Source organism: Pseudomonas sp. (genome assembly GCF_030696055.1).
Lineage (GTDB): Bacteria > Pseudomonadota > Gammaproteobacteria > Pseudomonadales > Pseudomonadaceae > Aquipseudomonas.
Genome location: NZ_JAUYNP010000193.1, coordinates 1 through 9,621, shown reverse-complemented (window position 1 = coordinate 9,621; position 9,621 = coordinate 1). Strand labels below are relative to the sequence as shown.

The window sequence follows — 9,621 nt, the reverse complement described above, 5'->3', positions numbered from 1 at the left end:
GCATAGCAGCGCCCTGGCCTGGCTACTGCACGGCCGTGAGCTGCCCGGCGAAGACGCCCTGGGCGAGCTGGCCGGTCATCTGCAGACACTGAGCCCCCAGGGCCTGCGCGGCGAAATCGAACAGCTGGTGGGCGCAAGCCGGGGCCAGATGACCATTCAGCCGCTGCGCGAGATTGAGGCCAGCACCGCCGGCGAACAGCGCGCCCCGGCGCCGCAGCAGCTGGCGACCCTGCAGCGCAGCCTGCACAGCGCCTGGCGCATCGGCAGCTTCTCCGGCCTGGCCGCCGGCCTGCATATGGAAGCGCCGGACCGCGACGGCCTGGTGCTGCCGGATGCCAGCGAGCCGGGCGGCGGTTTCTTCGCCTTCCCCCGCGGGGCGCGGGCGGGCACCTGTCTGCACGCCATTCTGGAGGACTGGGCACGGGGCAAGGCGCCGCTTGCCGAACTGGTGGAGCCGGGACTAAGCGGCCATGGCATTAGCAGCGACTGGCAAGAAGTTGCCTGCAAGCAGCTGCAGCAGGTGCTAGATACCGACCTGGATGGCCAAGGCCTGACGCTGGCGGGGCTGAATCCGGCGCGGCGCCTGCCCGAGCTGGGCTTTACCTTCCCGGTGGCGGGGCTCGATCTGCAGCGCCTGCGCGCCATCCTTAGCGACCCGGCCCATGGCCTGGCCGAGCCGATGCGCGAAGCGGCCACGCGCCTGGAATTCGACAGCCTCAAGGGCTTTCTCAAGGGCTTTATCGACCTGTGCTTCGAGCACCAGGGGCGCTGGTATATCGCCGACTACAAGTCCAACTGGCTCGGCCCCGATGCCGGCTACTACGGCGGCGAACGGCTGATCCAGGCCCTGGCCGGCGAGCATTACTACCTGCAATACCTGATCTATCTGGTGGCGCTGCGGCGCTTTCTGCGTCAGCGCCTAAGCGACTTCGACGGCAGCCAGCTGGGCGGCGCCTACTACCTGTTTCTGCGCGGCATGCCCAGTGCCGGGGTGTACTTCGCCAGGCCGGCCGACAGCTTGCTGGATGCCCTGGACCGGCTATTTGAGGAAGGCAAATGACGGCTTATGTAGGATGGGTTGAGCCTGCGATACCCATCGTCTGGCATGCCGCGCATTTGTTGGGTATCGCTTCGCTCCACCCAACCTACGCATCCCCGGATTGCATCCGGGCTACAGGAGCGCGCGTGCTGTCCGTAGGGAGCATCATATGAACCTTGGCGATCTGCCTCTCGGCCCGCTGGAACGCGCCCTGGTCGACAGCCTGCAGCGTCTCGATCCGGCTGCCTCACCTGTGGTCTTGGCCTCGGCGGCCCTGCTCTGTATGGCCCTGGATAAGGGCGATGTGTGCCTGCCGCTGGCGCGCCTGGCCGGGCAACGGCCCTGGGGCGAGCATGCTTTTTGTCTGCCCGCCCTGGCCGAGTGGCAGGCACAGCTCGAAGCCTCGGTCCTGGTTGGTGGCGACGGTGACTTTACTCCGCTGATCCTCGACCACGGTCGCCTGTATCTGGCGCGCTACCAGGCCTATGAGCGCCAGCTGGCCGAACAGCTACTTAGCCGCGCGGCCGATCTGCCCGTGGTCGATGAGGCGCAACTGAGCGAGAGCCTTAGCCGCCTGTTTGCCTTCAACGCTTTATCACAGGCGGGGCAGCAACCCGACTGGCAACGCCTGGCCGCCGCCCAGGCGGTGCGGCGCAAGCTGGCGGTGATCTCCGGCGGCCCCGGCACCGGCAAGACCACCACAGTGGTGCGCCTGCTCGCCGCGCTGCTGGAGCAACCCGGCGGCGAACGCCTGGCCATAGGCCTGGCCGCGCCGACGGGTAAAGCTGCCGCTCGCATGGCCGAGGCGATCCGCAACGCCAAGGCCGATCTGCCGGTCAGCGCGGCGATCAAGGCGGCCTTGCCGGAAGAGGCGCGCACCCTGCACCGTTTGCTCGGCAGCCGCGGCGACAGTCCCCAGGTGCGGCATCACGCGGCCAACCCGTTGGCGCTGGACGTGCTGGTGGTGGACGAGGCCTCGATGGTCGACCTGGCGCTGATGGCCAAGTTGATCGACGCCCTGCCGGCCAGCGCGCGGTTGATTCTGCTCGGCGACAAGGACCAACTGTGCGCGGTGGAGGCCGGCGCGGTGTTCGCCGAGCTGTGCGAGGGCCGTGGCTTCGACGCCCAGGCCGCCGCCGATCTGCAGCGCCTGACCGGCCAGCAGGTGCCGGTGGCTGAACCCAGCTCGAAACTCGGCGATGCGGTGGTGCTGCTCACTCACAGCCATAGGTTCGCCGGCGATAGCGGCATAGGCGAGCTGGCGCGGCGGATCAATGGCGGCGACGGGGCCGGCACCCTCAAGCTGCTGCAGGAACAGCGCAGCGATCTGGCCTGGAATGCCCAGCCGACGCCCGCCGATCTGCTGGAGCGCCTGGATCAGGGCTATGCGCCCTACCTGGCGGCGGCGAAAACGGGCGATCCGGCCGCCACCTTTGCCGCCTTTAATGACTTTCGCGCCCTCTGCGCGCAACGCGAAGGCGCCTGGGGCGTGGCCGGGATCAACGAGGAGCTGGAGGCGCGGATCAAACGGCGCAGCCAGGTCGCCAGCCGCGAGCGCTGGTACGTCGGCCGGCCCATCATGGTGCGGCAGAACGACTACGCCCTCGGCCTGTTTAACGGCGATATCGGCATCTGCCTGCAGACCGACCATGGACTGCGAGTGTTTTTTGAAGGAGAAGAAGGTTTCCGTCCCTTCGCCCCGGCGCGCCTGCCCAGCCACGACAGCGCCTTCGCCATGACAGTGCACAAGAGCCAGGGCTCGGAATTTCGCGAAGTACTGCTGGTGCTGCCCGAACAACCCAGCCCGCTGCTCAGTCGCAGCCTGTTCTACACCGGCATCACCCGCGCCAAGCACAAGGTGGCCATCTGGGGCCTGGCGCCGCGCCTGGCCGAGGCGGTAAACACCCGCGCCGAGCGCGCGGCGGGGCTGGCCGAGCGGCTGGCGAGGGATTCATTGGAAGCGCCAGCGCCCGTCGCGGGCGGACAGGGCCAGCTCGACCTGTTTTGAACGCTGCAGGGGCGGCTCAGCCACCCCGCCCCTCGAGGAGCTTACGCCGCAGGTAATCGCTGCCGAAGTCGATCTTCAGCTCGGTCCACACCGGCAGGTGGTCGGACATCTTGTAGGTGCGCCATTCCAGGTAGCGCGTCAGGCTTTGCTCGGGCAGGTAGGTGGCGTGGTCCTGCTCGCGGTAGACCTGGTCGAAGAATGGGAACACCCCGGCCTTGGCCAGTTCCAGCTGGTGTTTGACCTCGGGCGCGAGCAGCGAGATCTGATCGAAGGGTTTGTTCAGCTTGGCGTTGGTGTACTGCCCGACCAGCCGCGCGGGAATCTGGAAGTCGCCGCTGCCAAGTGCGCGAAAGGTCTGGTCATGTGTGCTGAACACGTTGAAGTCGCCGAGCAGTATGGCGTTGGGGGCCCAGCGATCCTTGGCCTTCATCCGTTGCAACAGCAGCGTGACCACGGTCTGCGCTTCCTTGACCCGCTGTGGGTCGTCGGCCCGGTCCTGGCCGTAGTAGAAGTGCTGGGTACACAGGGTGAACTTGAACCAGCCGGCGCGAAACCCGGCCAGGTAGGGGGTGCGGGCGAAGGCGAAGTCGGCGACCAGCTCGTCGCCGTCCTTGCGCGTCGGTGGGATCAGTTCGCCGGCCAGGCCGCCGAAGGCCAGCTTGCGCGAGTCGTAGATAAAGGCGTGGCGCTCGCCGTTGCCCTGGCGGCCGAGGGTCACGTCGGACACCAGGTAGCGCCACCAACGGCCGAGCAGGCCCATCAGCTGGTCCAGGGCATCGAGATTGTCCTGGATCTCCTGGATGGCGATGATATCGAAGCGCGACAGCACCTCGGCGATATAGAACAGCGGTTCGGCCTCGCGGCCGCCGGACTTGTTGCCGCCGAATTCGCGGATGTTCCAGGTGGCGAGCAACAGGGTCTGGTCCAGGGTCTTGCCCGGAATCGCGGTATCCAGCGCGGCCTTGAGGCGCAGCAGGCCCTCGGCGGTGTTCTGGTCGGCCGCTTTGCTGGTATCGAGACGGTTGTAGAACGGCATGCGACGCTCCTTGTACGGCGAATCCTGGTGGCGCCGGGCCCAAGCGCGGCGTCCGGCGTCCGGCGTCAAGGACGCTAGTCCAGCGGATCGGCCGGCGCAAGTCAGGCCCCGGCGCCCGGCCCGCTCGGGCTGTCCCGCGGCTGCCAGCGAGCGGTAGGCGACCCGGTCTCGGTTTGCCTTCTACAATGGGCGACAGACGGTTGCATCTCCCCGTCCGCTCGCCAAGAATGCTCCACGCCTGCCCGGCATCGCCGCCGGTACCCGATGGACTGCCCGCCTAGCGCAAGGAGACACCATGCTGTTTCGTCTGACCAATATCTTCAAAGGCATCCTCTCCCTGTTTATCAAGGACCTGGAGCGCAAGAACCCGGAAGCCCTGCTGGAGTTGGAGCAGGAAAACCTGCGCAAGCAGATCGCCAATTTCAACCAGGGCCTGGCCGCCCATGCCGGCCTGGCCGAGCGCCTGATGAGCCAGGTGCGCAAGCAGGAAGCCGAGGAACGCGAGCTGCATGCGCGCACCACCGCCCACCTGCGCGCCGGCAATCAGTCGGCCGCGGCGCAGAACGCCCTGCGCCTGCAGACCCTGGCCCGCGAGCTGGAAGAGAATCGCCGCCAGCTGGGCCAGGCCGAAGAGACCTACCAGAACCTGACCAAGGCCCGCGAAGTGGCGGTGAACGCCGCACGCAGCAAGATCGAGGCGCTCAAGGGCGCGATCAACGACCTGCGCATGAAGACCGCCATGGCCGAGATGAACGAGATGGCCGCCGGCATGGTCAGCACCATCGGTGGCTCCGGCGACACCCTCAACCGTCTGCATGAGATGGTCGAGGAAGAACGCACCCAGGCCGCCGGCCGCGCGCGCATGGCCCGCGATTCCATGGACATGAGCGAAGTGAATATCAAGGAAGCCGAGATGGACGCCCTGGCCGACCAGGCCCTGGCCGAGTTCGCCGCCAAGGAGGGCATCAGCCTGCCCGGCCAGGAAGCCAGCCCTGCGGCACCGGCGGCCAATCGCAGCATGGGCGGCAGCACGCCACAGTCCGATAGCCAGTAAGGCTTGCGCATGAGCAGTGAAGCCAAGATACCCGCCTGGATCGACGAGCTGCGCCTGGCCTATGAGAGCGGTGCCCACGGCCAGTTCGTGCTGTACGGCAACGTGGCCGACCGCTTTCCCCTGGACGGCCGCCTGGTCAGCCTGACCCCTTACCTGGAGGCCAAGCTGCTCGGCACCTTCGATCTGGTATTTCTCTACGACCCCGGCAACGGCCTGAGTCTGCTGCGCGGCGGCGAACGTTTCGCCCAGTGGCCGGCCGCGGCGCAGGTGCAGCCCTGGCCCCATGAGCCGCGCGAAGCGGTGCAGCTGATCAGCCGTTACCTGCGCTACCGCGCCAATCTGCAGGCCCTGGGCCGCGGCGACAGCGAGCATGTGGCGGTGATCCTGCGCGGCGCCGAGCTGGTGCTGCCGGCCAGTCGCCAGGGCGATTTCGCCACCGCCAGCCTGGCCAGCCTGGTGCGCGACTGGGCGGCCGAGCCGCCGTTCAGCGACATGGCCTTCGCCAGTTTGCTGATCGCCGACAACCTCAACGATCTGCATCCGCTGGTGGCGGGTAACCCGCGCATCGACCGGGTGCAGGTGCCGCTGCCGGATGCCGACAGCCTGGGCCAGTGCCTGGCGCAGCTGCGGGTGGAGCATCCCAGCGCGTTCGCGGCAGACACCGGCGGCGTGGTGGACAGCCTCGCCGGGGTCAGCCTCAGCGCTCTGAGCAGCCTGGTCAAACGCCGCGCCCATGAAGGCCGGGTGCTCGCGGCCCAGGACTGGATCGAAGCCAAGAAGGAGCTGGTGGAAGCCGATAGCGCCGGCCTGGTGGAATTTATCGAGTCCAAGCGCACGCTGGACGACTACCACGCCCAGGACGCGCTGAAGACCTGGCTGCGCCAGGACATGGCGCTGTGGCAGGCCGCCGACCTGCGCGCGCTGCCCAAGGGCTATATCTTCTGCGGCCCGGTGGGCACCGGCAAGACCTACCTGGTCGAGTGCCTGGCCGGCGAGGCCGGCGTGCCGGTGGTCAAGCTGAAGAACTTCCGCGACCGCTGGGTCGGCTCCAGCGAAGGCAATCTGGAGAAGATCTTCCGCCTGATCCGTGGCCTGGGGCGCTGCATAGTCTTTATCGACGAAGCCGACCAGAGCCTAGGCAAACGCGACGCCGGCAGCGGCGACAGCGGCCTGTCCGGACGCCTCTACTCGATGATCGCCCAGGAAATGGGCGACGCCGACAACCGCGGGCGAGTGATCTGGATTCTCGCCTCCTCGCGCCCCGACCTGATCGAGGTCGACCTCAAGCGTCCGGGGCGGGTCGACGTGAAGATCCCCCTGCTGCCGACCACCACGCGGGAAGAAAGCGCCGCGCTGCTCCAGGCGCTGCTCAAGCGCTTCGACCTGCAACTGGAGAGCGAGGCGCTGAGCAAACTGGCGCTGCCCCTGCTGCTCACCCCCGGAGCCGCCGAGGCGCTGGCGGTCAAGGTCTACCGCCAGGTGCGCACCGCGCAGATGCCACCCCTGGCCGCGCTCGAGCACTGCCTGCAGGGTTATCAGCCGCCGGTGGCCGAGCCGGTGCTGCGCCTGCAGATGAGCATCGCCATCCGCGAAGCCACGGACATGGCCTTCGTTCCCGAGTCCCTGCGCCATCTCGCTCAGGAGAGCACCAGACTATGAGCGCAAGAGCATGAGTGCCGGACGCTACCTCTGGGCGGCCTTCAACGCCCGCCCGCTGGGCATGCCGCTGCCACCGAACTGGTTCGGCCTGGCGGCGTTCGGCTTATTGGGAGCCTTTGTCAGCCCCGGTTTCTGGGTGCTGGGAGCCGGCCTGGAACTGGCTTACCTGGCGCTGCTGGCGCGCAGTGCGCGTTTTCGCCGCACTGTGGATGCCCAGCAGGCGCAGCCGGCCGATCCCGCCGGGCAGCGCTACGAGGCCACCCTGGGCCTGCTCGACACGGCGCAGCGCCAGCGTCAGCAGACCGTCGAGGCGCGCGCCCGCGAGGTCTTGCAGCTGCTGTCGCGCTCGCCGTTGATGGCCTCCCATGCCGCCAGCCTGGAGCAGCTGGTGTGGCTCAACCTGCGTCTGCTGGTGGCCGGCCAGGCGCTCAACGTGGTGGTGGACACCGCCGCCCAGGACAGCGCCGAGCTGCAGCGGCAGGAAGAGCAGATCGACCGACGCCTGGCCGCCAGCGAGCTGGGCGACGAACTGCGGCGCAGCCTGGAACAGCAGAAGCAGGTGATAGACGCACGCCAGGCGGCCCATGCCGAGGGCCTGCGGCGCAAGGAGCAGGTCGATGCCGAGTTGCAGCGCATCGACCAGCAGATCGCCCTGATCCGCGAACAGACCCTGCTGGCCACCGATGAGGAGCAGATCGGCCTGGCGCTGAACGCCCTGACCTCCTCGTTCAACGAGGCCAGCCGCTGGCTCAACGATCAGCGCGACCTGCTCGGCGTGCTCGAACTCGACGAACAACAGGCCCTGCCGCGCTATGTGCTGCAGGGTCAGGGCGAAAAGCCGCCGCAAGGCGAGTCGGTGAAACAGTGACGGGGGGCGCGGTCCCGGATGAAATCCGGGGAATGGTCTAGCGAATGAATACTTTTGCTTGGCGGGCCACAGGCTCGCCTCCGACAGGGAGAGGCGTCATGTATCTATCCACACCCAGGCAGCGCCAGCGCGGCAATGCCGCCGGCAAGCTGCTGACCATCCTACTGGTGCTCGGCCTGCTCGGGCTGGGGGCCTGGCTGGTCGGCCAGGATCTACTCAAACAGGGCGGGGACAAGCTGCTGAGTGACTTGCCCGCCAGCCTCGGGGTTGCCGCTGTGCCTGAGCCGGCCGAGCCGGTTACCGGCACGCCGGTACTGCAATCGGCCGCGCCCTACGAGATGAAGAACAACATCATCGACATCGACCTCAGCGAGTACGCCGGCTACGGCGGCCTGATAGTCGCCAACGGCGGCCTGGAGCCCAACCCCAATTCGATCTTCGCCAAGCAGTACGGCTTTCAGGTGCGCCTGAGCAAGGGCGAGAGCGAGGAATGGTCGGGCCTGAACAACGGCCAGCTGGCCGCGGTGGCGACCACCACCGACGTGCTCGCCGTACTCGGCCGCCAGTTCGAGGTCACGGTACCGGCGCAGATCGCCTTCTCCCGCGGCGCCGATCAGCTGGTGGTGGATAGCCCCATCGCCAGCATCAACCAGCTCAAAGGCAAGGTGCTGGGCGCCAGCCAGTTCAACGAGAGCGAGTTCTTTATCCGCTACCTGGCCTCCGAAGCCGGCGTGCCGGTCAAGGTGCTGCGCGACCTGAACAGCCGTCCGGCCGCCAACGAGCTGGGCCTGGTGTTCTACCAGGATGCCTTCGTCGCCTGCGACGCCTACGCCGCCGAGCTGGCGGGCAAGGGCCGCCTGAATGGCTGTGTGGGCTGGTCGCCACGCACCGACCAGGTGGTCGCCGAATCCGCCGGTGCGGCCAAGATGCTGGTGTCCAACCGCAACCTGCTGGTGGTGGCCGACATCCTGGTGGTCAACAAGGGCTTCGCCAACGCTCACCCGGAGATAGTCAAGGGCCTGGTGCACGGCCTGCTGGAAGGCAACCGCCTGCTGCGCGACGACCCGCAGGCCCATGCCGCTACGGTGGCTAAAGCCTTAGGTTGGACCCAGCAGGAAACCCTCGACGAACTGAGCAAGGTGCACCTGAGCAACCTGCCGGAAAACCTGGCGTTCTTCGACGGCAGCATCGACTCGGCGGGTTCCTTCCAGGGCATCTTCCAGTCCTCGGTATTGGCCTACGGAGCGCTGATCCGCAACCCGGCCGACCCGGCGCGTTTCGCCGACCTGCAGCACCTCAAGGCACTGGACGCCGACGGCCAGTTCAAGGGTCAGGTGATTTCCATCGCGCCGATCCGCACCAGCGGCAAGGTGGCCCTGGAAGGCGATGCGCTGCTGAGCAAGGACATCCGCTTCTTCTTCGAAGCCAACTCGGCGGAACTGGACAAGCAGGCCAAGGCCAACCAGGACTACCTGGACACCATCAAGCAGTTCCTCCAGGTCAGCCCCGGCTCCATAGTGCTACTGCGCGGCCACGTGGATAACGCCATGGTCGCCGACTTCGAGCGCCAGGGCGGCCCGGCGCTGCTCAAGAGCATGGCACTGAAGGCCATGGAGCTGTCGCGCCAGCGCACCCTGGCGGTCAAGGCGGCACTATTGGCTCGTCATCCGGGCATCAAGGACGAGCGCATCGAACTGGTCGGCCGTGGCTGGGAAGAGCCCCTGGGGCAGGACAGCGAGCAGAACCGGCGGGTCGAGGTGCAGTGGTTCACCTTGGAATAGGGGGGCCGCGGCAATAAAAAACGGGGCCTTGTGGCCTAATGCCAGTCAGTTAAGCTGACTGGCATTTTTATTTCTGATCGGATACTTCGACGATTTGAGCCTGATGGCGCGTGGATAGATACGATCTTCTCGTCGATGGGGCAGGACGTAGTGTGGGGCTGAAGCATGCAGTTCAG

7 protein-coding genes are annotated in these 9,621 nt (G+C 67.1%); 6 read left to right on the top strand and 1 reads right to left on the bottom strand.

Going from position 1 to position 9,621, the window contains the following annotated elements:
• Together Q8Q83_RS11220 and recD are read left to right on the top strand one after the other, a co-directional pair.
• The coding region (locus Q8Q83_RS11220) for a PD-(D/E)XK nuclease family protein (protein ID WP_305623733.1) at positions 1-1,060 on the top strand (1,060 nt) is incomplete at its 5' end.
• Between the two features lie 148 nt (positions 1,061-1,208).
• Complete coding sequence (gene recD, locus Q8Q83_RS11215; protein ID WP_305623731.1) at positions 1,209-3,047, top strand: exodeoxyribonuclease V subunit alpha; 1,839 nt, start codon at positions 1,209-1,211, stop codon at positions 3,045-3,047.
• Between the two features lie 16 nt (positions 3,048-3,063).
• Here the strand turns inward: recD and Q8Q83_RS11210 are convergent, their stop codons facing one another.
• Entirely contained in the window at positions 3,064-4,083 is a 1,020-nt protein-coding gene (locus tag Q8Q83_RS11210; RefSeq protein WP_305623729.1) for an endonuclease/exonuclease/phosphatase family protein, read from the bottom strand.
• 295 nt (positions 4,084-4,378) lie between these two features.
• On the opposite strand from Q8Q83_RS11210, the gene Q8Q83_RS11205 reads away from it, so the two are divergent.
• From Q8Q83_RS11205 to Q8Q83_RS11190, 4 genes are all read left to right on the top strand, one after another.
• Complete coding sequence (locus Q8Q83_RS11205) at positions 4,379-5,137, top strand: PspA/IM30 family protein (protein ID WP_305623727.1); 759 nt, start codon at positions 4,379-4,381, stop codon at positions 5,135-5,137.
• A 9-nt stretch (positions 5,138-5,146) separates the two neighbouring features.
• Positions 5,147-6,796, top strand: coding sequence for an ATP-binding protein (locus tag Q8Q83_RS11200; protein ID WP_305623725.1), 1,650 nt, complete (start codon positions 5,147-5,149; stop codon positions 6,794-6,796).
• A 10-nt stretch (positions 6,797-6,806) separates the two neighbouring features.
• Complete coding sequence (locus Q8Q83_RS11195; protein WP_305623724.1) at positions 6,807-7,664, top strand: hypothetical protein; 858 nt, start codon at positions 6,807-6,809, stop codon at positions 7,662-7,664.
• Between the two features lie 98 nt (positions 7,665-7,762).
• A complete protein-coding gene (locus Q8Q83_RS11190) occupies positions 7,763-9,445 on the top strand; it encodes a phosphate ABC transporter substrate-binding/OmpA family protein (protein ID WP_305623722.1) in 1,683 nt (560 codons plus the stop codon).
• Positions 9,446-9,621: the final 176 nt, after the last annotated feature.